Below are 25,200 nucleotides of genomic sequence, written 5' to 3'. Positions count from 1 at the left end.
TGATTTACCGGTCTGGGAAAAGTGGCAAATGGACATATTTGTTCAAGGCATTTTGACAGACGGTGTAAAGTTATCTTTGGTCGTGCTAGTTTAATGTCAAATTTTCGTATGCGTGGGCAAAACGTCATTCAGAACATAGAGTTGGCGCCACGTTTTAAAGCGGTTTGCACGGTGCTAAACCCCTTATTTTTCAGCATTTTTTATTAGAGGCACGGGATTACATGGAAATCGGTCTGCGCGAGTGGCTGATCGTCATCGGCATTATTGTCATTGCCGGTATTCTTTTTGATGGCTGGCGCCGGATGCGTGGCGGCAAGGGCAAGTTGAAATTTCGCCTGGACCGCAACCTGTCCAATTTACCGGACGACGACGGCAGCGCCGAGCTGCTGGGGCCACCGCGTGTCCTGGACAACCATAAAGAACCGCACCTGGACGAGCACGACCTGCCGTCGATGAGCGCACCGGTGCGTGAAGCCCGTGAACCCAAGCGCGGCAAGCGCAGCGCGGCCAGCGAGCCATCCCAGGGCGACCTGAACCTGGACCTGGAAGAAGGCCCGAGCTTCAGCAGCCGTGATGACGACTTCCCGGATGAGTCCCCGGCCAAGAGCGCCCATAAAGAATCCGTCAAGGACCAGCCGGCTGCCGAAGAGGTGCTGGTGATCAGCGTGATCTGCCGTGACGCCGCCGGCTTCAAGGGCCCGGCCCTGCTGCAGAATATTCTGGAAAGCGGTCTGCGCTTTGGCGAGATGGATATTTTCCATCGCCACGAAAGCATGGCCGGCAACGGCGAAGTCCTGTTCTCCATGGCCAATGCGGTCAAGCCGGGCATCTTCGATCTGGACGACATCGACCATTTCAGCACTCCGGCGGTGAGCTTCTTCCTCGGCTTGCCGGGCCCGCGTCACCCGAAACAAGCGTTCGACGTGATGGTGGCGGCAGCTCGCAAGCTGTCCCAGGAACTCAACGGCGAACTCAAGGACGATCAACGCAGCGTCCTGACCGCCCAGACCATCGAGCATTACCGTCAGCGCATCGTCGAGTTCGAGCGTCGTGCCCTGACACAGAAGCGCTGAGGTCCAAGCTTAAGCGTTGCCTGTAGAATCCATGCACTAACATATTGAGCAGCTTCGGCTGCTCTTTTGCTTTATGAGAGAACACCCATGACCGCCGCCCACACCCGCATCCTCGAACTGCGCGCTGAACTGGATCAGCACAACTACCGTTACCACGTCCTCGACGAGCCGAGCATTCCGGACGCCGAGTACGACCGTTTGTTCCACGAGCTCAAGGCGCTTGAAGCCGAGCACCCGGAGCTGGTAACCCGTGATTCACCGACGCAGCGGGTCGGCAGTGCGGCATTGTCTGCGTTCACTCAGGTACGCCACGAAATCCCGATGCTCAGCCTCGGCAACGCCTTTGATGAAAGCACCATGCTGGAATTCGATCGCCGGGTCACTGAAGGCCTGGACCTGCCCGTGGGCGACCTGTTTGGCGGTGGCGCAGCGGTGGAGTACAGCTGCGAGCCGAAGCTCGATGGCCTGGCGGTCAGCCTGCTGTATCAGGACGGTGAGCTGGTGCGTGGCGCCACCCGTGGCGATGGCACCACTGGCGAAGACATCAGCGTCAACGTGCGTACCGTGCGCAACATTCCTTTGAAACTGCACGGCACCGGCTGGCCGGCGACCCTCGAAGTGCGCGGCGAAGTATTCATGTCCAAGGCCGGTTTCGAGCGGCTGAACGCCACCCAGCTGGAAGTTGGCGGCAAGACCTTCGCCAACCCGCGCAACGCGGCGGCGGGTAGCCTGCGTCAGCTGGACTCGAAGATCACCGCCAGCCGTCCGCTGGAATTCTGCTGCTATGGCGTGACCACGGATATCAGCGACACCCACATCGGCAACCTGCAACAGCTGAAGAAGTGGGGCATGCCCATCAGCCATGAGCTGAAGCTGGCCAAGGGGATTCAGGATTGCCTCGACTACTACCGCGATATCGGTGAGCGCCGCAACGCCTTGCCCTATGAAATCGACGGCGTGGTGTTCAAGGTCAACAGCATTGCCTACCAGCGGGAGCTGGGCTTTCGTGCCCGCGAGCCACGCTGGGCAATTGCCCATAAATTCCCGGCCATGGAAGAGCTGACCGAGCTGCTTGACGTTGAATTCCAGGTCGGCCGCACCGGCGCTGTGACACCCGTGGCACGCTTGAAGCCGGTCAAGGTCGCGGGTGTGACCGTGTCCAACGCCACACTGCACAACATGGACGAGGTGGCACGCCTGGGCCTGATGATCGGCGACACGGTGATCATCCGCCGTGCCGGTGATGTGATTCCGCAGGTGGTGTCGGTGGTGACCGAGCGTCGCCCGGAAAACGCCCGTGCGGTGCAGATCCCCGAGAGTTGCCCGGTGTGCGGCTCCCACGTTGAGCGTACCCAACTGGTCAAGCGCAGCAAGGGCAAGGAAACCGTCAGTGAAGGCGCGGTGTACCGCTGCGTCGGGCGCCTGGCCTGTGGTGCGCAGCTCAAGCAGGCGATCATCCATTTCGTTTCGCGCCGGGCCATGGACATCGATGGCCTGGGCGACAAGACCATCGAGCAACTGGTGGACGAAAAACTCATCGGCTCGCCGGCGGATCTCTACAAGCTCAAGTACGAACAGATCATCGACCTGGAAGGTTTTGCCGACGTTTCCAGCAAGAAGCTGATTGCCTCTATTGAAAACAGCAAGACGCCAACCCTCGCACGGTTTATCTACGCTCTGGGCATTCCCGATGTGGGCGAGGAGACGGCCAAGGTGCTGGCGCGCTCGCTGGCATCCCTGGAGCGCGTGCAGCAGGCCTTGCCGGAAGTGCTGACGTACTTGCCGGACGTTGGCCTGGAAGTGGCCCACGAGATTCACAGCTTCTTTGAAGACAGCCATAACCAGGATGTGATTGGCGCCCTGATCTCGAAGGACGAGTGCGGCCTGGAGTTGCAGGAGCAGGGCGACCTGAGCGCCGAGTTTGCGGCCAGCACCACGTTGGGCGGCTTGCTCGACAAGCTGCACGTACCGTCCGTAGGGCCGGGCGCCGCGCAGAAGCTGGCGGACAAGTTTGGCTCCCTCGAAGGCGTGATCAAGGCCGACTGGCTCGACATGCGCCAGGCGTTGCCGGAGAAGCAGGCCAAGGCCGTCCGGGACTTTTTCGATATTGAAGAAAACGCCCGGCGTGCGCTGGCCATCGAGCAACAGCTCAAGGACTTCGGCATGCACTGGCAGAGTGAGAAGAAAGTCGTCGAAGGCTTGCCCGAGGCCGGTCACACCTGGGTGCTCACCGGCTCCCTGGAACTGATGAGCCGCGATGTTGCCAAGGAAAAACTCGAAAGCCTGGGCGCCAAGGTCGCGGGCTCGGTGTCGGCGAAAACCCATTGCGTGGTCGCCGGGCCGGGCGCGGGTTCGAAGCTGGCCAAGGCCACTGAGCTGGGCTTGAAAGTGCTGGATGAAGAGACGTTCGTGGCATTTTTGGCCAAGCACAACATCACAGTCTGATGATCGTTCCCACGCTCTGCGTGGGAACGCCGCCCTGGACGCTCTGCGTCCGCTCTGAAAGGTGCGACGCGGAGCGTCACTGGATGCATTCCCACGCGGAGCGTGGGAACGATCTCTCCCGGGCAATGCTCTAGTCTGATGATCGTTCCCACGCTCTGCGTGGGAACGCCGCCCTGGACGCTCTGCGTCCGCTCTGAAAGGTGCGACGCGGAGCGTCACAGGATGCATTCCCACGCAGAGCGTGGGAACGATCTCTCTCGGGCAATGCTCTAGTATTGGCAAGCCTCCCGGAGAGATCGCCATGTACCGCTTCTTCGAACAACTCAGTTCGCGCATCGCCGCACCGTTCATGGCCGAGACCTCGCGCAACAGCAAGGTCTGGCAGTGCCGCTGTGGGCAATCGCTGTTCTTTCGCAACAGCCAGTGCCTGGCCTGCTCGGCGCTGCTGGGCTATCAGCCGGAGCAGAGTCGCCTGTCCTCCCTGCAGCCCGGCCCTTACGCCGACACCTGGCTGCTGGACGCCGACCCTGAAGCCGGTGCCTTTCGCCGCTGCGCCAACCTCGACACGCCGGCCGCCTGCAACTGGCTGCTGCCCGCCGACAACGGCCAGGTCTTGTGCGTGGCCTGCAGCCTGAACCGCACCATTCCCGACCTGTCGATCCCCGAAAACCCCGAACGCTGGCGCAAGGTCGAAACCGCCAAGCGTCGTCTGGTGGCCCAACTCATCAGCCTGGGCTTGCAGGTGATTCCCAAGACGGTCGATGAAGACACCGGCCTGGCCTTCGATTTTGTCGGCATCGACCTGGAAGGCAACGCGCCCACCACCGGCCACGCCAATGGCCTGATCACCCTCGACATCAAGGAAGCCGACGACGCCCACCGTGAGAAAATTCGCATACAGATGCGCGAGCCTTACCGCACCTTGCTCGGTCACTTCCGTCACGAGGTCGGCCATTACTACTGGGACCGCCTGATCGCCAACAGCCATTGGCTGGAGCCGTTCCGCACGCTGTTCGGTGACGAGCGCGCCAGCTACGCCGACGCCCTGGAGCAGCACTACCAGAACGGCCCGCGCCCGGACTGGCAGCAAACCTGCGTCAGCGCCTACGCCACCATGCACCCGTGGGAAGACTGGGCGGAAACCTGGGCGCATTACCTGCACATGATGGACGCCGTCGACACCGCGCTGGGCTTCGGCATGAGCGCCCGGGAGATGGACCTGGATTACCAGCCGTTCCCCCTCAGCACCCTCTACGACCCCGGGCATCCCGGCGGCACGGCGTTCCTGTCATTCGTCAATGCGTGGATCGAACTGGCCGGTATGCTCAACGAACTGTCCCGCAGCATGGGCCAGCCGGATTTCTATCCGTTCGTCCTGCCGCCGGCGGTGATTGCCAAGCTGCACTTCATTCACCTGGTGATCCAGCAAGAGGGCGGTCGGGCGGACGAGGTCGTGCTTTTGTAGGAGCAAGCTTGCTCCTGCAGCCAAGTACTTGAACCATCAGATATTTTTAATCCCACGCCAACGGTTGTAACTTCCGATGAGATCGGTACAATGGCGCGGCTTGCCGAGAGGCGAGCATCGTTATGGTGACCCCATCGGTCCCCCCGCAACGATTACCCGTGAACCTGGTCAGAGCCGGAAGGCAGCAGCCACAGCGGGAACATTGTGTGCCGGGGTGTGGCTGGTGGGGTTGCCTCCATAACGCAACCCTCCTTGATTCAAAAAATACTTTTATGAAGCCCTTCGCTGACAATCGTCATCTGCGAAGCGATTTCTGCTGTTCGCTCATCAGGGTTACTGACGATACAGCGGGAACTCTCCCATGGCCGGAATCACTTCTGCGCGCAACCTCGCCATGTGCCCGGGCAACTCCTGTCGTGCGGCAGGCGTGTCGGACGGGATGTTCTTGGCAAAGTGGAAGCTGATGATTTGGCCGGTCCCGTTGTCCTTGTAGTATTTGAAGATATTGAACTCAAAGAAGCTGCCGTCCTTGCGTGTGGAGGTCGGATAAAACAGCAGCACGTAGATCGCATCGGTTTTCTCGTCTGAAAACATCTCCACCGGAAGGTTGGGGTATTCCTGTTTGTGGGCCTGTGCGGTCAGGTTGGCAAGATCCCGGGGCTCGTTGCCGATGGTCTGGGGCGGCGCGAGGCGAAAATCCACCAGTTCGCTCCAGGCGTTGACGCTTTCTGGTGCGAGGAAATACTCCCAGAGCGGAACGTTGCCCCGGGCCTGGTATTTCAGGACGTATGTTTTCCCTGCAAACACCACCGACTTTGTCTCGGCGATCGACGGGCGGGACAGGTCAGGCGGCGCCACAGGCGGTTTGGATGCACAGCCGAACAGCAGCAGGACAGTCGATACCACGATTAGCCAACGCATGGGCACCTCCTGTGTCACGGCTTAGTGCTGTTGATGTGGTCGGCGATGCTGGCGAGCGTTGCGCTCCATTGTGCAACGGTTTGTTCTGAAGGCATTTCTCTCCAGGTCCTGGAAACCTTGTACGTGTCGCCCCCCAATTGATAGGCAAAATGCCTCAAGGTCATGACGTTGCCGTTCGCCTGTGTGCAGATCACCGACCAGCCCATATACGGGGTGCTGGTATCTCCCATGTCAGTCTGGCTGATATGTGTTTTGCAGTTCTTCTCGGCGGCCCGGGTATCGGAATCACGGGCCGCGCTTGGCGGTTGATTCTGGCCCGGCAACACAAACAGGGTGATCTCGTCTTTTCCGGTGTCGGCAGACCACTTGTATCGTTTTACCCCGGCATTCGCGAACGCTGATGCCATCTCGTCATCGTTTTTGGTTTGCCATTGCGGACCTTTTGGCGTTACCGCCTTGAGCAAGTAGCCCGCAAAATCTTCTGCGTGGGTGTTTGGCGAGACGAAGAGCAATCCGCTGATGGCACAGGCAATAAAGGTCGATTTCATGTCAGTCCCTGGACGTCATTGTTAGATGTCAGGACGACAATGCATCCTGCGAAACAGACAGTAGCTCAGGTAGTGGCAAAGTGCCCAGTCCGTTTAAAAATTATTCCCAGGGACGACGTCAGTGAGGGATTGCTCACATCCTTAAAACCTTGCGCTGGACAAGCCAAATTCGCCTTGTTAGTTTGCGCCAGCGACATATTTCTAAATATGTCAGTGGCACATGGATGATATTAAAGTGATGGCGCTTTATGGCTCATCTACTCCAACTAACAAGGATGTCAGTAATGAAAAGCCTGCAAGGGTTGCCCACTCTCATCAGCGCTTCCGTCGGTGCGCCGGGCAAAGCCCGCAACTTGCCCACCGATGTTCAATGCATCCAGTATTTATTCAACTTGATCATTCCCAAGTTGGGTTTCCCCCTGGCGGAAAATGGCAAGTGCGACGGCCAGTTGGTGCAGTGCATCAGCCAGTATCAGTTCCGCCACCTCAAATACGCGCATCCCGATGGTGTCATCGACCCTACCGGGCGCACCTTCAATAGCCTGATCGAAGAAGCGGTGAAGGTGCCGGTCAAGCCGAACCCGACCCTGCGTATTCCGACGTTCCTCAATGTGTTCGGCAACACCGGCGCGGACATGGTCCAGGCCACGGTCGACCACTATCTGGACCGCATGCGGGCAATGATCGAGGCCGAGCGGCGCAACCGGCAGATGATGCTCCAGGCCACGTGCGACGGCGGCACGACGCTGACGGATACGGACTTCCAGAACGCTGCCACGCAGTTGGGTAACGGCATTTCCGTCAATATCATCAAGGCCTTTGCCACGGTGGAGTCGGGCGGGCGCTCCGGGTTCGGCCCGGCCAAGTTGCCGGTGATCGCCTTTGAAGGGCACCATTTTCGCAAGTACACCAAGAGTAAATACGACCAGACCCACCCGCTGTTGTCGTACCCCTACGTGAAGAAGGCCGGGCCCCAGTGGAAGGCCAATAACAAGGACCAGACCAAGGCCTGGGAAACCATGGCCACCGCCTTTGCGCTGGATCAGGAAGCGGCCTTGAAGTCGGCCTCCTGGGGCATGTTTCAGATAATGGGCTCCAACTTCACGGCATGCGGTTATAAAACGGTGTTTGAATTTGTGGTGGCCATGAAGATTAATGCCGGGCATCAACTAAAGGCCTTCCTCGGTTTTTGCAGCCAGAGCCCGGCCCTGGTCAAGGCCATGAAGAACAAGGATTACGCCGCCATGGCGCTGAACTATAACGGCAAGGATTATGGCGACTATGACCAACGCATCAAAAAAGCCTACGAAGCACTTGAAGGGAAAAAATAGAATGCCGTTCAAACGTTGCGTGTCCCGATTGCTGGTTGCCTCTTTCGTGTGTGTTGCTGCTGGTGCGCCGGCGTTTGCCGCTACGCTGCACTCGGGCAAGTACGAAGGGCTGATGCTGGCCGTGACGCCCGAGCATCAGGTGGAGGGGTTTTATGCCGAGGAAATGGGCGAGGGCGTGACCCGCTCGTGCACGTTCTTCCTGCAGGGCAAGGTCGACGGTGCGAAGGCATCGGTGTCGACATGGCTGGATGAGGCCTATCCGGGTACCGTCGCGGCTTCCTCGGACGGTGTGATGCTGACCGTGGAGAAGGGCCGCGAACATCCCGGCTGCATCAACGTGTTGATGCCGGAAATTGCCACCGGCCTGGACCTGACCCAAACCGCTGCCAAGAAATGGATTGGCCTGGTGACCGTTTCGTCCGACAAGGCCTTCCTGCAGAAGACCCCGGACGCCAAGGCCAGCCATCGTGCCTACGTGGTCAAGGACGATGTGGTCGCGGTACTGGCGTTTAAGGATGGCTGGGCCCAGGTCGAGTTCATCAATGGCGAAGGCCGCTCTTCCAAGGGCTGGATCAGCCAGGACCAGTACGCCAGGCTGGTCCCCGCAAAAGGCTGAAGATGCTGCTGCGCCCGCGCGTAGCGGGGCGAAAACCGGTTAGCCGAAAGTCTCCCGCAACAGCCCCGCAAAGGCATCCCGCGCCAGGTGGCGTTGGGTGTCCTTGTGCCAGAACAGCAGGTTATCCACCGCCGCCAATTCGTCGAAGCGGTAGGACGTCAATTGGTTGGCCTGCTCGTAGCGCGCCAGGATGCCTTCCGGCGCCAGTGCCACGCCAATCCCCGCGCTGACGCAGCCAATGATCGTGCCCCAACTGGCATAACTTGCGATGGCAGGCTTGATGTCGTGGGGCTTGAGCCAGTTCTCCAGGGCTGCGCGATACGGGCAGCCGGGCGGCCACACCAGCAGCGTGCGGCCGGCCAGGTCCCGGGCGTCCTCGATGGGTGCGCTGGAGGCGCTGGTAATCAGCACCAGGCGCTCGCTGTAGACCACGCTTTGTTCGAGCTTCGGGCGTTTGCCGCCGGCGGCCACCAGCGCGGCGTCGATGCGGTGATGTTGCAGGTCATCGAGTAACTGCGCCCAGGCACCGGTCACCAGTTCCAGCTCCACTTGTGGATAACGTCGATGGTATTCGGCCAGCAGCGGCGGCAGGCGGCCACTGGCGCTGGATTCCACTGCGCCGATGCGCAGCTTGCCGCGGGGAATCGCGTTGCTGTCGACGGCACGCTTGGACTCTTCCACCAGCGCGAGGATGCGCTCGCAGTAGTCGAGAAACACTTCCCCTGCGGCACTGATCGCCAACCCGCGCCCGGCGCGAATGAACAGCGGGGTACCCAACTCGCTTTCCAGTTGCTTGATGCGTGTGGTGATGTTGGACGGCACGCAGTGCAGTTGCAGGGCGGCCTGGGCCACGCTGCCGGTTTGTGCCACGGCTTTCACCATTTTCAGTTGGGCCAGTTCCATCGCTCAGTTCCAGTGATTACAGAAGTCAGAAACGGTTAATTGTCCTGCGCCTTGCCGGGGCCAAGACTGGCGGCATTCCCACTGCTGGACGCCGTTCATGAAAGCCCCGTCACCTGTAAAGCTTACGCTAGTCACTGCCAGCGTCATCCTCTGTTGGGCGTATTCGCCGATTGGCGTGCATCTGGCCTTGCACAGCTACAGCCCTGGCCAGTTGGCCTTGGGACGGTTCCTGATTGCTTCGGTATTGATGGCCGGCGTCGCGTTGGTCATGAGGATCGAGCGGCCACGTCTGCGGGACCTGCCGTGGTTGCTGGTGCTGGGCTTCTTCGGGATTTTCCTGCATCACCTGACGATCAATTTCGGCCAGCAATTTGTCACGGCCGCTGCCTCCAGTGTGCTGGCGCAGTCGGTTCCGCTATTTACGGTGCTGGTGGCGTTTTTCGGCTTGAAGGAGCGAGTTACCGGCTGGCGCTGGGGTTGCGTGCTGCTGGGCTTGAGCGGGGTGCTGGTGGTGATCTGGGGCGAGCATGGCCTGGGGCAGATTGATCCCCGTGGACTGATGATCCTGCTGGCGGCGTTGTCGTGGAGCCTTTATTTCACCATCCAGAAACACTATTCCCGGCGCTACAGCCCGCTGACCACGGTGTGCTACACCGTGTGGTCGGGCACCTTGCTGTTGTGTGTGTATTTGCCGGGTTTGCCGGCGGTGGTGTCGCAATCATCAACCCAAGCCAACTGGGCGGTGTTGTTGCTCGGCGCCTTTCCCAGCGCCCTGGCGTACCTGGCCTGGGCCTATGTGTTGCGGCATGTCGAGGTCAGCCGCGCGTCAGTGGCGTTGTACCTGGTGCCGCCGGTGGCGATGGTGATGGCCGCCACGCTGCTGGGCGAGCAGGTTTCGCTGCGCGTGGTGCTGGGTGGCCTGATCGTGCTGGCCAGTGTCGGCGCCATCAGCCTCGAAGGGCGCTGGCGCCGCAAGCCGTTACGGGTTCACGGTGAACACCCGCAGGCGGTGACCGTCGGGGTCCTGGGCGACAAAGGTGTAGCCGAAGTCCGCCTCGACCGGTGACTGGATGATGCTCATCCCGAGTTGCACCCAGCGTGTGTGCAAATCGTCGACCGTTGCGATATCAGCGACGCAGAAACCCGCCTCGCTACCGCCAACCGAGGCTTGGGCCGCAGGCTCCACGGTATGGCGCGACCACAGGCCGAGTTTCACCCCGTTGTCGAGGATGAACAGCGCAAAGGTCGGCCCCAGCTCCACCGGCGGCTTGTCCAGCAGCCGGCTGTAGAGGTTGGCGCTGGTGGCCGGGCTGTCGACGTACAACAAAAAGTAATGGGCAATGCTATTCATGATGACTCCGTGGAATGACGCAGCAATGGCGCGGCTCAGTCCCTAGTCTAAGGGGCTGTCCTGTCAGTTCATGTCAGGAGTCATCAAGCAAAGAGCAGACAGTCAATCTGGCTGTCTGCTCTTTTTATTGCGTGCACGTGTGTTGCGAGCTCTAAGGCTTGGACAAGGCCTGGTCTACCGCTGCGATCAGCTTTCCCAGATCCTTCGGGGTGGCTTTGTGAATGACACCGAACAGATAAGCGCGCTGTTCCTCCTCGTCGACCAGGTCTGCGAAAAAGACTTTCAGCTTCACTCCCAGCGCCTCTGCGAACAAGAACAGTGCCTCGACGCTGGGTGTATAGGTGCCGGTTTCGAAGCGGCTGATGGTTTTAGGGTCAAAACCGGTTTTTTCACCTAGTTCAGCCTGAGTAAGCCCTGCGACCTTGCGGTAACGTCTGATGGCTGGACCCAAACTTGAAATGTGCATCGCTCAATTCCCATTTAGAATCAAGAACTTAACGATAAATCTTAAAATTAGACAACCGCATGTACCATCACCTTTTCTTGCAAAATGTGATGTAATTCGTAGAATCGGCATCTAGGACAAGTATTTGGTGGTCTCGTTTCAGAAGGCAGGTTTATGAAACAGGAAATCATTGCTCTCTCCTTACTCTCATAAATGTGCCCATAAAACGGACGCCTGGCAGGGACTGAAATGTCGCTCGTCAGTGCCACGCTTCATTGCGCCTCACGTGCCGGATACCCGAATTCAAGCCTAGTTGATCATCACTGAATGGATGATGAATTGCTGTGCAAAATCGTGGGTTTGCGTACCTTTGCGGCCAACCAGCCGATCGACGGCGCAGCCCGACTGGAAATACGAATCCGCCTGTCCTGCCTACCCGGTGGTCGAGAGGGCGATCGAATGCTGTCCATGGAGCTTTAACGTGCGTCTCAATTTGCCGGTCACTGCTGTTGAACAGACTTTTGGGGAGCAGCAACGGCTAATTTCCGCAACTGACGTCAACAGCCATATTACCTACTGCAACGCCGAGTTTGCCGCCATGAGCGGTTTTACCCAGGCCGAGCTGATCGGCAGCACCCACAACCTGGTGCGCCACCCGGACATGCCGCCCGCCGTGTTCCAGCTGATGTGGAGCTACCTCAAGGCCGGGCAGAGCTGGATGGGCGTGGTGAAGAACCGCTGCAAGAACGGCAACTATTATTGGGTCAGCGCCTATGTGACGCCGATTCTCGAAGACGGGCGGCTGACGGGCTACGAGTCGGTTCGGGTCAAGCCCACCCGCGAACAGGTGCGCCGCGCAGAAGCGCTGTACGCGCGGTTGCAGGCCGGTGGTGCGGCGGTCTCGCCGGTGCGGCGTGTGGCGTCTGTATCCCGGGCCATGGCGTTGCCACTGGCCGCTGCCGTTGCCAGTGTCGCCGCCTTCCAATGGGTTCCGGGTGTGTGGGCCCAGGCGTTGACTGTCGGCCTGTTTCTCGGCCTGGGCGTCTGGGGGCATCAACGCTTGGGGCTACAGCTCAAGCAGATTGTGCAGAACACGCCCAATACCTTTTCCGACCCCATCAGCGCCATGACCTACAGCGACGCGCTGGGGCCGACCGCGCAGCTCGAAATGATCCTGATCAGCGAAGAGGCGCGACTTAAAACCGCCCTGACGCGCCTCAGCGACCTGGCCAACCAGATGGCCGAAGCAGCCGCCCATTCCAGCGTGTTGTCGAGCACCACCGAATCGGCGTTGCTGGAACAGCGCGCCGAGACCGACATGACCGCCGCCGCCATGACCGAGATGGCTGCGTCCATCGCCGAAGTGGCGGTGCACGTGCAGCAAACCGCCAGCGAAGCTCACACCGCCAACACCCTCGCCGAGCAGGGCAGCCAGGTGGCCGGCACGTCCCGCGAGGCGATCCAGCTGCTGGCCGGCACCGTCACCCAGATCAACCAGGCGGTGGGCAACCTGGCCGGGCAGACCCAGCAAATCCAGGTGGCCGCGAGCATGATCCAGGCAATCGCCGACCAGACCAACCTGCTGGCCCTCAACGCGGCCATTGAAGCGGCCCGCGCCGGCGAGCAGGGCCGTGGCTTTGCCGTGGTGGCCGACGAGGTGCGCGCCCTGGCGGGCAAGACGCGGGAGTCGACCCAGCAGATCCAGGGCATCATCCAGAACCTGCGGGCGGGCGCCGATGAGGCGGTCGAGATCGCGAGCCTGGGCATTCACGAGGCCGAGCAGGGCGTGCAGCAAGTACTTGAGGCGCAGCAGGCGCTGCAAGGCATTCGCCACGCGGTGGAGCGTATTACCGGTATGAGTCAGCAAATGGCTGCTGCCTCACAGGAACAATCCCACGTCGCCGAGGAAGTTTCACAGCAGATCAATAACGTTGCCGCCACGGTGCAAAAGACAGCGGGCAATGCCAACGCTGCAGTCACCCGTGGCCGGGAACTCGAAAGCATCTCTTCCGGGTTGCGCGCCCTGGTCGAGCGGTTCAACCGCTAGCCACAGTGAGCCTGACTCATGGACGAGAAATACCGCAGGGCCGTGGATGCAGCCGCCATTTTCTCCGAGACTGACCTGGCGGGCTGCATCACTTACGTCAATGACCAGTTCTGCGGCATGTCCGGCTACGGGCGTGACGAGTTGCTGGGGCAAAATCACCGCATTCTGAGCTCGGGACTGCACCCTGCGGGGTTCTTCCAGGGCATGTGGCAAGCCATCAGCGAAGGCCGGGTGTGGCGTGGGGAAATCTGCAACCGGGCCAAGGATGGGACGTTGTATTGGGTGGACAGCACCATGGTGCCGCTGCTCGATGAGAAGACCGGGCGCGTGCAGAAGTACGTGTCGATCCGCTTTGATGTCAGCGAAAAGCGCCAGCTGTTGCACACCCTGCAATGGCGGGTCGGCCACGATGTGCTGACCGGCTTGCCGAACCGCGCCTATCTGTCGGAGTTGCTTAACCAGTCCCTGGAGTTCTCCCGCAGCGAAGACATCCCGTTGGCGTTGTGCATGCTCGACCTGGACGGCTTCAAGGCGGTCAACGACGGGTATGGGCATGCCTGTGGGGATCTGTTGTTGGTGGAAGTGGCCACTCGGTTGCGGGAGATCATCCGCGGCGAGGACGTGGTCGCCCGGCTCGCCGGTGACGAATTTGTACTGATCCTGCGTTATGTGCGCGATATCGACGAGCTGAACGGCGCCTTGCTGCGCATCCTCAAGGCGATTTCCGAGCCGTACTCGATCCAGGGGGCGGAGCTGAATGTGTTCGCCAGCATCGGCGTCACGCTGTTCCCCCTGGACGACGAGGACGCCGACACCTTGCTGCGCCATGCCGACCAGGCGATGTATGTGGCCAAGCAGAGCGGGCGCAACCGCTACCAGTTGTTTGATGTATCCCTGGAACAGGAGGTCAAGGCCAGCCACCAGACCGTGGAGCAGATCCGCCAGGCCCTGGCGGCGGGCCAGTTGTGCCTGCATTACCAGCCCAAGGTCAACTTGCGCTGCGGCACGGTGGTGGGGTTCGAAGCATTGTTACGCTGGCAGCACCCCGAGCGTGGCCTGGTGAAGCCGGGGGATTTCCTGCCACTGATCGAGCAGACCGACCTGATTGTCGATATCGGCGAATGGGTGATCGCCCAGGTGTTGGGCCAGATGCATCGCTGGCAGGTGCATGGGCATTGGTGGTCGGTGAGCGTGAACATCGCGGCGCGGCACTTCCAGCGCGAGGATTTTGTCGAGCGCCTGCAAGACTTGCTGGCGCAATACCCGCAGGTGGAGCCGCACCGGCTGGACCTGGAGATCGCCGAGTCGGTGGCCATCGACAATATCCAGCGTGTCACCCAGCACCTGGAGGCCTGCCAGGCCTTGGGCGTGCAGTTCTCCCTGGATGATTTTGGCACCGGCTATTCCTCCCTGAGCTACCTCAAGCGCCTGCCGACCCAGACCATCAAGATCGACAAGTCGTTCGTGCGCGACATCCTGCACGACAAGGACGACCTGGCGCTGACCAAGGCCGTGATCGGCCTGGCCCGTGCGTTTGGCCGCGAAGTGATTGCCGAAGGCCTGGAAACCCTGGAGCACGGCCAGTTGTTGATGCGCATGGGCTGCGAAGTGGCCCAAGGCTATTTCATCGCCCGGCCGATGCCTGCGGACGACGTGCCGGGTTGGGTCGAGGGATTTGCACCGCCGCCGCAGTGGCAAAAGCTTGAGTGATGTTTATTGTGGCGAGGGAGCTTGCTGTGGCGAGGGAGCTCCCTGGCCACAAGGACAATCAGGTGATCTTAAGGGGCGGGGGCGCTGTTCCCGATATACAGCTGGATGATTTCATCAATCTCCCCGGACATTTTCATCCGCAGCAACGTGCGCAGGATCTGCTGCCCCGGCACCTGCGGGTCGTTGCGCACATAGCAGCCCAGGCGTTGCTCCTCGATCACGGCCACCGTATGCAGGCGCTGTGTGGGCGGTAATTGCTGATTGAAGCGGTCAAGGATCCATTCGTTGATCACTGCATAGTTGAAGCGTCCGGCCACCAGTTTTTGCAGCACTTGCTCTTCACTGCGGCTGTCGTCGCGGCTGAACTGGCCGCTGGCGAAGCGCGCCTCCAGGGTCGGGTAGCTGTAGCCGAGTACCGTGCCGATGTGTTGCGGCGCAAGGCTGTCCAGTGCCACCGACGTTGAGGGCACGCGCCCGGCGGCCAGCACATTGCGCTGGACCAGCAGCGGGATGCTCCAGGTGTAGTCCCCCGACAGGTTGTTCAGCCACGCCGGTGTCACGTAGCAGCGCACGTCCACATCCCCGCGCTCCATGGCGGTGTCGATACGCGCACGCGGCAGCACATGGAATTTCGCAGGACGGCCGACCTGGGTGGCCAGGCTCAACATCAGGTCATACAAAATCCCCTGGGTGGGCTGGCCCTGGTCAAGTTGCACCATGGGCATGGTCCAGCTGTCGGAAATGGAGAATCGCAGAGGTGCGGGTGCCGCCAGGCTGACCGTGGCAATCATCCACAAGGCGCCCAGGACTGCGCGCATAAATTCTCCGGGTTCAGCCTTTTACAGGCTTGGTCAGACCAGCTTAGTCAGATTAGACGAGCGTGCCGGATGCAATTTCCCCCTTGCTCCGCTAGCATTACCCGCTTCCGCTTCCCAGTTGCGACGGTTTTCGATGAGTTATCAGGTTCTTGCACGTAAATGGCGTCCGCGCTCGTTCCGCGAAATGGTCGGCCAGACCCATGTGCTCAAGGCTCTGATCAATGCCTTGGACAGCCAGCGGCTGCACCACGCCTACCTGTTCACCGGTACCCGCGGGGTGGGCAAGACCACCATTGCCCGTATCATCGCCAAGTGCCTGAACTGTGAAACCGGCATCACCTCGACGCCGTGTGGTACCTGCTCGGTGTGCCGGGAAATCGACGAAGGGCGTTTTGTCGACCTGATCGAGATCGACGCCGCGAGCCGCACCAAGGTCGAAGACACCCGCGAGCTGCTCGACAACGTGCAGTACGCACCGAGCCGTGGCCGCTTCAAGGTCTATCTGATCGACGAAGTGCACATGCTGTCCAGCCACTCCTTCAACGCCTTGTTGAAGACCCTGGAAGAGCCGCCGCCCTACGTCAAATTCATCCTGGCCACCACCGACCCGCAGAAACTTCCTGCAACGATTTTGTCGCGGTGCCTGCAGTTCTCCCTGAAAAACATGACCCCGGAGCGTGTGGTCGAGCATTTGACCCACGTGCTGGGTGTCGAGAACGTACCGTTCGAAGACGACGCCCTGTGGTTGCTGGGTCGTGCCGCCGACGGCTCGATGCGTGACGCCATGAGCCTTACCGACCAGGCCATCGCCTTCGGTGAAGGCAAGGTGCTGGCCGCCGACGTGCGGGCGATGCTCGGCACCCTGGACCACGGCCAGGTGTTCGACGTGCTGCACGCGCTGATCGAAGGCGACGCCAAGGCGTTGCTCGAAGCCGTGCGCCACCTGTCCGAGCAAGGCCCGGACTGGAATGGCGTGCTGTCGGAAATCCTCAATGTGCTGCACCGCGTCGCCATCGCCCAGGCCCTGCCCGAAGGTGTCGACAACGGCCACGGCGACCGCGACCGCGTGTTGGCCCTGGCCCAGGCGTTGCCGGCCGAAGACGTACAGTTCTACTACCAGATGGGCCTGATTGGGCGACGTGACCTGCCGTTGGCACCCGATCCGCGGGGCGGCTTCGAAATGGTCCTGCTGCGGATGCTGGCCTTCAGGCCCGCCGACACGGCGGATGCGCCGAGACAGCCGCTAAAGCCAGTGGGGATCAGCCAGGCCACAGTTGATTCCGCCAAACCAGTGGCTGGCCCGGCTGTTGTCGCGCCAGTGGTTGCGCCGCCTGCGTCGGTTGCACAGGCCGCCGCCCCGGTTGTCGCCGAGCCCGTGGCGCCTGTGGTGGTGCCGGAGCCGGTGGTTGAGCCTGCGCCCGTGCCTGAAGTCGATCTGCCGTGGAACGACCCGGTAGAGGCCGAGGTCGAGGTCGAGCTGCAGCCTGCCGTCGAGCCGGTGCTGGAAACCACCAGCGAGCAGCCTGAACTGACACCCATGCCCGCGCCGACCCCGGACAGCGTGGTGCCGGACGCCCCCGAGTGGGTTTCGGCCCCGGTGCCGGAGCCGACCGTTGCGCAAGTGGACGCCGCCACCCCGGGCACCGACCTCGACGACGAGCCGCCGCTGGACGAAGATTACATCGAGCCGGACATGGATTCGGCCTACAGCTACCTGGACGACCTGGCCAGCGAACATACCGCCGAGCCTGCCCCGGAGCCTGAACCCGAACCTGCCGCGATGCCGGCCACCGGCCTGGCGTTGCAATGGCTGGAGCTGTTCCCGAAACTGCCGATCTCCGGCATGACCGGCAGCATCGCCGCCAACTGCACCCTGATTGCCGTTGATGGCGACCACTGGCTGCTGCACCTGGACCCGGCCCACAGCGCCCTGTTCAACGCGACCCAGCAGCGCCGGCTCAACGATGCCCTGAACCAGTTCCACGGGCGCACGCTGACCATCAGCATCGAGCTGATCAAGCCCGAGCAGGAAACCCCGGCCCAGGCGGCGTCCCGTCGCCGGGTCAACCGCCAGCGTGAGGCTGAAGAGTCGATCCACGGTGATCCGCTCATCCAGCAGATGATGCAGCAGTTTGGCGCGGTGGTGCGGCACGATACTATTGAACCTGTAGAAGCCCCGGTACCCCAAGCGTCATAACCCGGGGCCAATAATTGATCCACGTACTTTTGAGGTGATTCCCATGATGAAAGGTGGCATGGCCGGCCTGATGAAGCAGGCGCAGCAGATGCAGGAAAAGATGGCCAAGATGCAGGAAGAACTGGCCAACGCCGAAGTCACCGGTAAAGCCGGTGGCGATATGGTCAGCGTGGTGATGACCGGTCGTCACGACATCAAGCGCGTGAGCATCGACCCAAGCGTATTGCCGGGCGTCGGCGAAGACGACCTGGAAATGCTCGAGGCGCTGTTTGCCGCGGCCGTCAACGACGCCGTGCGCAAGATCGAAGCCAACAGCCAGGACAAGATGTCTGGCGTGACCGCTGGCATGCAACTGCCACCGGGTATGAAGCTGCCGTTCTGATCGGCAAGCAGCACCGAAAATGCCAGGCCCCGCGCCTGGCATTTTTTTGGCCGGCTATTTTCCATACCCGTAGCAGCTGTCGAGCGCCAGCGAGGCTGCGTCGGCAGCGACTCGGTCCCACGTCTGGCATGAAAGCAGCGGTGCGGCTAACGTAGCCTCGCTGGCGCTCGACAACGGCTACTGCGAGAGTTTTGTCGAACCCTGGACCCTGTGTTGGGGTCTGCACCCTATACCGTTGAATTCAATCACCGATAGAAGGAGCCTCGCTGATGTCCGAAGCATTGACCCTCAACCAGCGCATTGTGCTGGTCTCACGCCCCCACGGCGCACCGGTGCCGGAAAACTTTCGCCTGGAGCGCGTCGCGCTGCCGGAACTGGCCGACGGCCAGGTTTTGCTGAAGACCCTTTACCTGTCCCTGGATCCCTACATGCGCGGGCGCATGAGTGATGCGCCGTCCTACGCCGCACCGGTAGAAATCGACGAAGTGATGACCGGTGGCGCTGTCAGCCGCATCGAACAGTCCCGCAATCCGAAGTTCGAGGTGGGTGACTTGGTGGTCGGTTCCACCGGCTGGCAGAGCCACAGCATCTCCGATGGGCGCAACCTGATCCCGGTACCGAAGGGACTGGCCAGCCCGTCCATGGCCCTGGGTGTGCTGGGTATGCCCGGCATGACCGCCTATATGGGCCTCACCGATATCGGCCAGCCCAAGTCCGGGGAAACCCTGGTGGTGGCGGCCGCTTCCGGTGCGGTGGGCTCGGTGGTGGGCCAGGTGGCGAAGATCAAGGGGCTGCGGGTGGTCGGTGTGGCGGGTGGCGCCGACAAGTGCCGCTATGTGGTGGACGAGCTGGGCTTTGATGCCTGTGTCGATCACAAGAGCGACAACTTTGCCGAGGAGCTTGCCCAGGCCTGCCCCAAGGGCATCGATATCTACTTCGAAAACGTCGGCGGCAAGGTATTCGACGCGGTCGTGCCGCTGCTGAATGCCAAGGCGCGCATTCCCTTGTGTGGCCTGATCGCCGGCTATAACGCCCACGAAGCGCCCAGCGGTCCCGACCGGCTGCCGGCGTTGCAACGTACCTTGCTGACCAAGCGTGTGCGGATCCAGGGCTTTATCGTGTTCGACGACTATGGCGACCGCCAACCGGAATTCCTCAGTGCCATGGCGCCGTGGGTGCGGGACGGCAAGATCAAGTTCCGCGAGGACGTGGTGGAAGGCCTGGAGCAGGCACCTGAAGCCTTTATCGGTTTGCTGGAGGGGCGCAACTTCGGCAAGTTGGTGGTGCGGGTCGCACAAGATTGAGCATTTGACGCTAATCCGAGGCGCGGGTATAAACCGCGTCTCGTTGTTTTGTCGGACCTTTCCCCATGAGCTTCAGCCCCCTGATTCGTCAACTGATCGACGCCCTGCGCACTTTGCCGGGTGTGGGTCAGAAAACCGCCCAGCGCATGGCGCTGCAACTGCTGGAGCGTGATCGCAGCGGCGGCTCCCGACTGGCCCAGGCCCTGAGCCAGGCGATGGAAGGGGTTGGCCACTGCCGCCAGTGCCGCACCCTGACCGAGGAAGAGCTGTGCCCGCAATGCGCCGACCCGCGTCGCGACGACACGCTGCTGTGCGTGGTCGAAGGGCCGATGGATGTCTACGCGGTGGAGCAGACCGGTTACCGCGGGCGCTACTTTGTGCTCAAGGGCCACCTGTCGCCGCTGGACGGGCTGGGGCCGGAGGCGATTGGTATTCCGCAACTGGTGACGCGGATCGAGGAGCAGGGCACGTTCGTCGAGGTGATCCTGGCCACCAACCCTACGGTGGAAGGCGAAGCGACGGCCCATTACATCGCCCAGTTGCTGACCAACAAAGGCCTGATTACCTCGCGCATCGCCCACGGCGTGCCGCTGGGTGGCGAGCTGGAACTGGTGGATGGCGGGACCCTGGCGCATTCGTTTGCCGGGCGTAAGCCGATCGCCCTGTAACAAACACCGCAGGACAAAATGTGGGAGCGGGCTTGCTCGCGAATGCGGTGGTTCAGTCAATGCATCTGGCGACTGATACACCGCATTCGCGAGCAAGCCCGCTCCCACATTTGTTTTGTGGCGTTCACGAGTCTTTCCTCTTGCTTGATAACCAAGCAAGCGCTTGGTAAGTTCGCTCTACCGTCCCGTGGAGCTTGCCGATGTCTGCCTATCAGGAATACTTCGACCCCAGCCACCAATTGGTCCGCGACAGCGTGCGTCGTTTCGTCGAGCGCGAGATGTTGCCGGGCATCGAGCAGTGGGAGGAAGCGGAAAGCTTCCCCCGGGAGCTGTACCTCAAGGCCGGCGCGGCGGGGATCCTGGGCATCGGTTACCCCGAAGCCCTTGGAGGCAGCCACGAAGGTGACCTGTTCGCCAAGGTCGCCGCCAGCGAAGAATTGATGCGCTGCGGCTCCGGCGGGGTAGTGGCAGGGTTGGGCTCGCTGGATATCGGCTTGCCGCCCATCGTCAAATGGGCCCGGCCCGAGGTGCGCGATCGTGTGGCGCCGCAGGTGTTATCCGGCGAGAAGATCGCCGCCCTGGCCGTCACCGAGCCCGGTGGCGGATCCGATGTCGCCAGCCTGCAGACCCGTGCCGTGCGCGACGGCGACCATTACCGGGTCAGCGGCAGCAAAACCTTTATCACCAGCGGCCAGCGTGCCGACTTCTACACCGTCGCCGTGCGTACCGGTGGGCCGGGCTTTGCCGGCATCAGCCTGTTGTTGATCGAAAAGGGCACGCCTGGTTTCACCACCGGTACACCGCTGAAGAAAATGGGCTGGTGGGCGTCGGACACTGCCGAATTATTCTTCGATGATTGCCGCGTACCGGTAGGCAATCTGATCGGCGCCGAGAACATGGGTTTCGCCTGCATCATGGGCAACTTCCAGAGCGAGCGCCTGGCCCTGGCCCTGATGGCCAATATGACTGCGCAGATGGCCCTGGAGGAAAGCCTGAAGTGGGCGGCCCAGCGCGAGGCCTTCGGCAAACCCATCGGCAAGTTCCAGGTGCTCAAGCATCGCCTGGCGGAAATGGCCACGGCGGTGGAGGTCTCGCGGGAATTCACCTACCGCCAGGCCGCCAAGATGGCCGCGGGCAAGAGTGTGATCAAGGAGATCTCGATGGCCAAGAACCTCGCCACCGACACCGCCGACCGCGTGACCTTTGATGCCGTGCAGATCCTCGGCGGCCAGGGCTACATGCGCGGCAACCTGGTGGAGCGGCTGTATCGCGACAACCGCATCCTGTCCATCGGTGGCGGGACTCGGGAAGTGATGAACGAAATCATCAGCAAGCAGATGGGCTTGTAGAAAGCGCTTTTGTGGCGAGGGGGCTGTGGCGAGGGAGCTTGCTCCCGCTGGGCTGCGTAGCGGCCCCAAGATCTTTGGGAGCGCTGCGCACTCCAGCGGGAGCAAGCTCCCTGCCACACAAGCTCACTCGCCACACGAATCCCGGGTTATTGGTCTGTCAGTGCAAACTGCGTCAGGCAGAACGTCGCAATGCCCATGTCTTCCAGGCGCTGGGACCCACCCAGCTCCGGCAGGTCAATGATCGCCGCCGCTTCGAAAATCCGTGCGCCCATGCGCCGGGCCAGGTTGGCCGCTGCGATCAGCGTGCCGCCGGTGGCGATCAGGTCATCGAACATCAGCACCGAATCACCTTCACACAGGCTGTCGGCGTGCACTTCCAGGAAGGCTTCGCCGTATTCGGTCTGGTAACTCTCGGCCAGCACGTCAGCCGGCAATTTGCCTTGCTTGCGGAACAGGATCAGCGGTTTGTTCAACTGATAGGCAATGATCGAACCGATCAAGAAGCCCCGGGCATCCATCGCGCCGATGTGGGTGAAGTCGGCTTCGACGTAGCGGTGTACGAAGGTGTCGGCCACCAGGCGCAAGGCCTTGGGCGACTGGAACAGCGGCGTGATATCGCGAAAGATCACCCCAGGCTTGGGGAAGTCGATGACTGGGCGAATCAGGGATTTGATGTCGAACGAATCGAAGACCATCGTCGAGGAGTCCTGGGGAGGAAAGCGGACTCGAAGTATACCTGCGGCCCAGCCGATTGGCTCGGCCGCAAGCGTCTGGATCAACCGTCGAGCGAACCGCCAGCCAATGCGCAGAGCTGGATCGGGTCGAGGATATGCACTTCCTTGCCTTCGGCCGCAATCAACTCGTTCTGCTGGAAGCGGGTGAATACCCGGGACACGGTTTCCACCGCCAGGCCCAGGTAGTTGCCGATTTCGTTGCGCGACATGCTCAGGCGGAACTGGTTGGCCGAGAAACCCCGCGCGCGGAAACGTGCGGAAAGGTTGACCAGGAAAGTGGCAATACGCTCGTCGGCGGTTTTCTTCGACAACAACAGCATCATCTGTTGGTCGTCGCGGATTTCCCGGCTCATCACGCGCATCAACTGGCGACGCAATTGCGGCAGCTGCAGGGCCAGTTCATCCAGGCGTTCGAACGGGATTTCACACACCGATGTGGTTTCCAGGGCCTGGGCCGACACGGGGTGAATCTCAGTGTCCATGCCCGACAGTCCGACCAGTTCGCTCGGCAGGTGGAAGCCGGTGATCTGTTCTTCGCCGCCATCGCTCAGGCTGAAGGTTTTCAGCGCGCCAGAACGTACTGCATAAACGGAGTCAAACTTGTCGCCCTGGCGAAACAGGAACTCGCCTTTTTTCAGTGGGCGACCGCGTTTAACGATCTCGTCCAGCGCTTCCATGTCTTCCAGATTCAACGAAAGTGGCAGGCACAGGGGGGCCAGGCTGCAATCCTTGCAATGAGCCTGGCTATGAGCGCGCAGTTTAACTGGCTCGGACATTTCTTAAATCCTTGTGGGAAAACACACATAAGACGTAAGGGTAACGCACCGGGGGGCAATCAGGCCAGCGTGTACAAAAAAGCAGCAGCGGTATAAAGAATTTTGTATCGAGGTCGATACAAGATTGTCACTCCTAGAGCTGGAGGCTCAGATCATGCTTTCCATTGGCGCAACCAACCCTGCCATTGTTTCTTCGCTAACCGTGCCTGATGCGAAAAAAGACCCCGCTGCAGACGATAAAGACCAAGCGTCTTCGACCGATCGGACCACTGACACCAAGCCCCAAGGACTGGTGGTGGATATCTCGGGGGCGGGGCTGAAAGCCTCCAAGGCCAGCACCAACTCCAACAAGGACATTGACGACAGCAACCTGAAAGACAACATCAAGCAGCTGTTGAAAATGATTCGCGAGATGAGAAAACAGCTCGCCGAGAAGATGGCTCAGCTCTCAGCTGCCATGTCCGACGCCTCAAAGACCCCGCAGGCAAGGCAGGCCAGAGTGGCCGCCTTGCAGAGTGATATCGCGACATTGCAGGCCGGCTTGATGACGGCCCAATCGCAGTTGACCAAGGCCTTGAAGGACGAGTCTCCCGAGTCGCAGCTGGAAGCGATGGCCCTGCTGGCGAAGTAGGACAGGTTCAGATTACCCGCGAAAATCGTTGCCGATTCTGGTGCTCCAGATAGGCATCGAACACCATGCACACCGAGCGTACCAGCAGGCGCCCCGCCGGCAATACGCGGATGCCCTGTGGGTCGAGTTCGATCAGTCCGTCCTCGGTCATCGCCTCCAGTTGCGGCCAGAGCTCGTCGAAATAGCCGCGAAAATCGATGTTGAAGGCCTGTTCGATCTTCTCGAAATTCAGGCTGAACGTGCAGATCAGCTGCTGGATCACTTCCCGTCGCAACCGGTCATCCGTGGTGCATAACAACCCACGGCTGGTGGCCAGTTGCGCGCCGGCGAGGGCGTTCTGGTAGTGGTTCAGGTCGCTGCTGTTCTGGCAGTACAGGTCGCCGATCTGGCTGATCGCCGACACCCCAAGCCCGATCAAATCGCAATGCCCGTGGGTGGTGTAGCCCTGGAAGTTGCGTTGCAGCGTGCCTTCTTCCTGGGCGACGGCCAATTCGTCGTCCGGCAGGGCAAAGTGGTCCATGCCGATGTAGCGGTAGCCCGCCTGGGTCAACTGCTCGATGGTGGTTTGCAGCATCAGCAGTTTTTCCGCCGGGGAGGGCAGGTCGTCGGTGTTGATCCGTCGCTGGGGCATGAACCGTTCCGGCAGGTGTGCGTAGTTGAACACCGAGAGGCGGTCCGGTTGCAGGCTGATGACTTCTTCCACGGTGCGTGCGAAATTCAGCGGTGTCTGCTTGGGCAAACCGTAGATCAGGTCGATATTGATCGAACGAAACTGCAGGGTGCGTGCTGCGTCGATCACTGCGCGGGTTTCTTCCAGGCTTTGCAGGCGGTTCACCGCACGCTGCACTTCGGGGTCCAGGTCCTGCACGCCGATACTGACGCGGTTGAACCCCAGTTCACGCAGCAGGCCCATGGTCGCCCAGTCGGCTTCCCGCGGGTCGATTTCAATCCCGTAGTCGCCGGAGTCATCGTCCAGCAGGTTGAAGTGCTGGCGCAGGCGGCCCATGACCTGACGCAGCTCGTCATGGCTGAGAAAGGTCGGGGTGCCGCCGCCGAAGTGCAGCTGCTCCACCGGCTGTTTGGGGTCGAGGTGGCACGCCACCAACTGGATTTCCTGCTCCAGGCGTTGCAGATAGGCGTGAGCCCGGCCGCGATCCTTGGTGATGACCTTGTTGCAGGCGCAGTAGTAGCAAATGTTGGCGCAAAACGGCACATGCACATACAGCGACAGGGGCCGTACGGCCTTGCGGCTGTCGCGCAGGGCGTGGAGCAGGTCGAAGGTGCCGACCTGGCTGTCGAATTGTACGGCGGTGGGGTACGAGGTATAGCGTGGCCCCGCCAGGTCGTAGCGGTGAATCAGATCAGTGTCCCAACGAATGGCGTCGAGCATGCGGGCGTTCCCCCGGATAGGCTAGTGGGCCGAGTCTAGGGGCTGGGTGGGGAAGCCATCTTGATTTGCATCAACGGGGAGCGGCGCTATGCCACA

24 protein-coding genes and 1 other RNA gene are annotated in these 25,200 nt (G+C 61.1%); 16 read left to right on the top strand and 9 right to left on the bottom strand.

What is annotated here, in order from left to right:
• Positions 1 to 221 precede the first annotated feature (221 nt).
• The 4 genes from zipA (at position 222) to ffs (ending at position 5,212) form a co-directional block, all read left to right on the top strand.
• A complete protein-coding gene (gene zipA / locus HX873_RS20575; RefSeq protein WP_003219080.1) occupies positions 222 to 1,073 on the top strand; it encodes a cell division protein ZipA in 852 nt (283 codons plus the stop codon).
• An 87-nt stretch (positions 1,074 to 1,160) separates the two neighbouring features.
• Entirely contained in the window at positions 1,161 to 3,518 is a 2,358-nt protein-coding gene (ligA, locus tag HX873_RS20570) for an NAD-dependent DNA ligase LigA (protein ID WP_177123115.1), read from the top strand.
• 301 nt (positions 3,519 to 3,819) lie between these two features.
• Complete coding sequence (locus tag HX873_RS20565) at positions 3,820 to 4,983, top strand: putative zinc-binding metallopeptidase (protein WP_177123114.1); 1,164 nt, start codon at positions 3,820 to 3,822, stop codon at positions 4,981 to 4,983.
• A gap of 132 nt (positions 4,984 to 5,115) precedes the next feature.
• Positions 5,116 to 5,212: signal recognition particle sRNA small type (gene ffs / locus HX873_RS20560), an RNA gene on the top strand.
• A 104-nt stretch (positions 5,213 to 5,316) separates the two neighbouring features.
• On the opposite strand, the gene HX873_RS20555 is transcribed toward ffs, so the two are convergent.
• Together HX873_RS20555 and HX873_RS20550 are read right to left on the bottom strand one after the other, a co-directional pair.
• On the bottom strand, positions 5,317 to 5,904 hold the full coding sequence (locus tag HX873_RS20555; protein WP_177123113.1) for a hypothetical protein: 588 nt from the start codon (positions 5,902 to 5,904) through the stop codon (positions 5,317 to 5,319).
• A 14-nt stretch (positions 5,905 to 5,918) separates the two neighbouring features.
• Positions 5,919 to 6,452 (bottom strand): hypothetical protein, encoded by a 534-nt coding sequence (locus HX873_RS20550; RefSeq protein WP_003219072.1) that lies wholly within the window; start codon positions 6,450 to 6,452, stop codon positions 5,919 to 5,921.
• Positions 6,453 to 6,736: 284 nt separating this feature from the next.
• On the opposite strand from HX873_RS20550, the gene HX873_RS20545 reads away from it, so the two are divergent.
• Both HX873_RS20545 and HX873_RS20540 read left to right on the top strand, forming a co-directional pair.
• Positions 6,737 to 7,783 carry an N-acetylmuramidase family protein gene (locus HX873_RS20545; RefSeq protein WP_003219071.1) on the top strand — a complete coding sequence of 349 codons (1,047 nt, stop codon included), beginning with the start codon at positions 6,737 to 6,739 and terminating at the stop codon, positions 7,781 to 7,783.
• Position 7,784: 1 nt separating this feature from the next.
• Positions 7,785 to 8,399, top strand: coding sequence for a hypothetical protein (locus HX873_RS20540; protein ID WP_003219069.1), 615 nt, complete (start codon positions 7,785 to 7,787; stop codon positions 8,397 to 8,399).
• A 39-nt stretch (positions 8,400 to 8,438) separates the two neighbouring features.
• Here the strand turns inward: HX873_RS20540 and HX873_RS20535 are convergent, their stop codons facing one another.
• Positions 8,439 to 9,302, bottom strand: a complete 864-nt coding sequence (locus tag HX873_RS20535; protein WP_003219067.1) for a LysR family transcriptional regulator — start codon at positions 9,300 to 9,302, stop codon at positions 8,439 to 8,441.
• A 97-nt stretch (positions 9,303 to 9,399) separates the two neighbouring features.
• Here HX873_RS20535 and HX873_RS20530 point away from each other — a divergent pair, with 97 nt between their 5' ends.
• Positions 9,400 to 10,368 carry a DMT family transporter gene (locus tag HX873_RS20530; protein WP_102368374.1) on the top strand — a complete coding sequence of 323 codons (969 nt, stop codon included), beginning with the start codon at positions 9,400 to 9,402 and terminating at the stop codon, positions 10,366 to 10,368.
• Here the strand turns inward: HX873_RS20530 and HX873_RS20525 are convergent.
• Together HX873_RS20525 and HX873_RS20520 are read right to left on the bottom strand one after the other, a co-directional pair.
• Positions 10,282 to 10,653, bottom strand: a complete 372-nt coding sequence (locus HX873_RS20525; protein WP_003219063.1) for a VOC family protein — start codon at positions 10,651 to 10,653, stop codon at positions 10,282 to 10,284. The genes HX873_RS20530 and HX873_RS20525 overlap by 87 nt on opposite strands.
• Before the next feature lie 151 nt (positions 10,654 to 10,804).
• The gene (locus HX873_RS20520; RefSeq protein WP_003219061.1) at positions 10,805 to 11,119 is read right to left on the bottom strand and encodes a helix-turn-helix domain-containing protein; all 315 of its coding nucleotides are present in this window, start codon (positions 11,117 to 11,119) and stop codon (positions 10,805 to 10,807) included.
• A 306-nt stretch (positions 11,120 to 11,425) separates the two neighbouring features.
• On the opposite strand from HX873_RS20520, the gene HX873_RS20515 reads away from it, so the two are divergent.
• From HX873_RS20515 to HX873_RS20505, 3 genes are read left to right on the top strand one after another with little or no spacing between them, the layout of a single operon-like run.
• Positions 11,426 to 11,578, top strand: a complete 153-nt coding sequence (locus tag HX873_RS20515) for a hypothetical protein (RefSeq protein WP_157222851.1) — start codon at positions 11,426 to 11,428, stop codon at positions 11,576 to 11,578.
• A gap of 1 nt (position 11,579) precedes the next feature.
• Positions 11,580 to 13,145, top strand: a complete 1,566-nt coding sequence (locus HX873_RS20510) for a PAS domain-containing methyl-accepting chemotaxis protein (protein ID WP_003219059.1) — start codon at positions 11,580 to 11,582, stop codon at positions 13,143 to 13,145.
• Positions 13,146 to 13,163: 18 nt separating this feature from the next.
• Positions 13,164 to 14,855: a bifunctional diguanylate cyclase/phosphodiesterase gene (locus HX873_RS20505; protein ID WP_003219057.1), complete on the top strand. Its 1,692-nt coding sequence runs from the start codon at positions 13,164 to 13,166 to the stop codon at positions 14,853 to 14,855.
• Between the two features lie 68 nt (positions 14,856 to 14,923).
• Here HX873_RS20505 and HX873_RS20500 read toward each other — a convergent pair whose 3' ends face one another.
• Positions 14,924 to 15,673, bottom strand: a complete 750-nt coding sequence (locus HX873_RS20500; protein WP_087694838.1) for an ABC transporter substrate-binding protein — start codon at positions 15,671 to 15,673, stop codon at positions 14,924 to 14,926.
• 133 nt (positions 15,674 to 15,806) lie between these two features.
• Between HX873_RS20500 and dnaX the strand changes: the two genes are divergently transcribed.
• The 5 genes from dnaX (at position 15,807) to HX873_RS20475 (ending at position 21,573) form a co-directional block, all read left to right on the top strand.
• Positions 15,807 to 17,870 carry a DNA polymerase III subunit gamma/tau gene (gene dnaX, locus HX873_RS20495; RefSeq protein WP_177123112.1) on the top strand — a complete coding sequence of 688 codons (2,064 nt, stop codon included), beginning with the start codon at positions 15,807 to 15,809 and terminating at the stop codon, positions 17,868 to 17,870.
• A gap of 43 nt (positions 17,871 to 17,913) precedes the next feature.
• Positions 17,914 to 18,252, top strand: a complete 339-nt coding sequence (locus HX873_RS20490; protein WP_003193199.1) for a YbaB/EbfC family nucleoid-associated protein — start codon at positions 17,914 to 17,916, stop codon at positions 18,250 to 18,252.
• A gap of 269 nt (positions 18,253 to 18,521) precedes the next feature.
• Positions 18,522 to 19,556: an NADP-dependent oxidoreductase gene (locus HX873_RS20485; RefSeq protein ID WP_003219050.1), complete on the top strand. Its 1,035-nt coding sequence runs from the start codon at positions 18,522 to 18,524 to the stop codon at positions 19,554 to 19,556.
• 65 nt (positions 19,557 to 19,621) lie between these two features.
• Positions 19,622 to 20,224, top strand: coding sequence for a recombination mediator RecR (gene recR, locus HX873_RS20480; RefSeq protein ID WP_003219049.1), 603 nt, complete (start codon positions 19,622 to 19,624; stop codon positions 20,222 to 20,224).
• A 200-nt stretch (positions 20,225 to 20,424) separates the two neighbouring features.
• Entirely contained in the window at positions 20,425 to 21,573 is a 1,149-nt protein-coding gene (locus tag HX873_RS20475) for an acyl-CoA dehydrogenase family protein (protein WP_003219047.1), read from the top strand.
• Positions 21,574 to 21,719: 146 nt separating this feature from the next.
• Here the strand turns inward: HX873_RS20475 and HX873_RS20470 are convergent, their stop codons facing one another.
• Both HX873_RS20470 and fnr read right to left on the bottom strand, forming a co-directional pair.
• Complete coding sequence (locus HX873_RS20470; RefSeq protein WP_003219046.1) at positions 21,720 to 22,268, bottom strand: adenine phosphoribosyltransferase; 549 nt, start codon at positions 22,266 to 22,268, stop codon at positions 21,720 to 21,722.
• 80 nt (positions 22,269 to 22,348) lie between these two features.
• Positions 22,349 to 23,083 (bottom strand): fumarate/nitrate reduction transcriptional regulator Fnr, encoded by a 735-nt coding sequence (gene fnr, locus HX873_RS20465; protein WP_003219044.1) that lies wholly within the window; start codon positions 23,081 to 23,083, stop codon positions 22,349 to 22,351.
• 154 nt (positions 23,084 to 23,237) lie between these two features.
• On the opposite strand from fnr, the gene HX873_RS20460 reads away from it, so the two are divergent.
• Positions 23,238 to 23,714, top strand: coding sequence for a hypothetical protein (locus HX873_RS20460; RefSeq protein WP_177022901.1), 477 nt, complete (start codon positions 23,238 to 23,240; stop codon positions 23,712 to 23,714).
• 7 nt (positions 23,715 to 23,721) lie between these two features.
• Here the strand turns inward: HX873_RS20460 and hemN are convergent, their stop codons facing one another.
• Complete coding sequence (hemN, locus tag HX873_RS20455) at positions 23,722 to 25,104, bottom strand: oxygen-independent coproporphyrinogen III oxidase (RefSeq protein ID WP_177019531.1); 1,383 nt, start codon at positions 25,102 to 25,104, stop codon at positions 23,722 to 23,724.
• Positions 25,105 to 25,200 lie beyond the last annotated feature (96 nt).

This window comes from Pseudomonas sp. P7758, assembly GCF_013386485.1.
GTDB lineage: Bacteria > Pseudomonadota > Gammaproteobacteria > Pseudomonadales > Pseudomonadaceae > Aquipseudomonas.
Note: the sequence above shows the minus strand (reverse complement) of the source record. Positions and strands in the feature narration are given on the sequence as shown.